The following is a 1,109-nucleotide window of genomic DNA, read 5'->3' as shown; positions in this document are numbered from 1 at the left end:
TATAGTCAAAATTTTAATGGGTTCACTTACGTAAGTGGTGATGATGTCTCTTTTGTGGACAATAACACACTTGCTAATTTTAAAGTTGATGGTAAAGGATTAAGTAAAACTTCTGGAATGTATGGCAATGTATCATTAAATGTAGACAGAACAACTCAGGGAGATATAAATTACAACCTTGATCCTAATAAAGCAGCGGGTGATTATACAATTGCCACATTAGATGATATTCCAAGTGGGAATAACACCAGTTTTCAAAGTATGTTTAATACCAATAACGAATATACAACTATTAAGGGAGGACAAGAAACTTTTTTTCAAGGTGTAGTAGAGGTGACACCTTATACGGTGGCTCTGCGAGGAAGAATGCCTACAGTTACTGCTGGTATAGAATTTAATACGATAGCTAATATAAGTGAAACTGATCCTTATGTTTATGGAGCCCTTAAATGGAATAATAATAACTCAAAAAGTATTAGTATTCTTCCTAATGTTAATTATACTAATGATACTAATCTTTATCTACCTTTTACTGACGGTACTGATAAAACCTTAGCTACTACAGATGATTTCAAAACTATCAATGGACAATCTATTATAGGAGTTGGTAATATTCCAATACCTGTACCAACACTTAACGATATTGTTGATAATGGAGGAAGAGCTTTAACAGGCGGTAGATATATTACTAGTACTTGGGAAAACTTTTTTTCTAGTTTTTATGCGGGGCAGTTCGAAGTTAAAGATGGTAATAATGTTTCTTTATTTAAACCCACACGTATTGAATGGTATAACCCAACTTCTAGATTTACTACTTCCTTTAGTGGATTTAATGGTGGTGGAGCTAATTTTAACCTACCAAATAAAGGAAGCGGTAGTCAACAGACACTTACTACAGAAGATAGTTTCAAAACCATTAATGGAGAATCTATTATAGGTTCAGGTGATATCACTATAGGAGGTGGAGGATCACAGACATTAGATCAAGTATTAGCTACAGGTGAGACTGCTATAGATAAAAGGATATTTTTTAGTGCATCTGATTCTAATAGTATAGCTTATATGAACCAATATGGTTTTTCTAACACTGATAATGTTGGGAAAAGAGG

1 protein-coding gene is annotated in these 1,109 nt (G+C 33.4%); it reads left to right on the top strand.

Going from position 1 to position 1,109, the window contains the following annotated elements; translation table 11 throughout:
- A partial coding sequence (locus tag NJT12_RS24795; protein ID WP_271338787.1) for a hypothetical protein occupies positions 1-1,109 on the top strand: 1,109 nt, incomplete at both ends.

The organism is Flavobacterium azizsancarii (assembly GCF_027980145.1).
In the GTDB taxonomy this organism is placed as follows: domain Bacteria; phylum Bacteroidota; class Bacteroidia; order Flavobacteriales; family Flavobacteriaceae; genus Flavobacterium; species Flavobacterium azizsancarii.
Note: the sequence above shows the minus strand (reverse complement) of the source record. Positions and strands in the feature narration are given on the sequence as shown.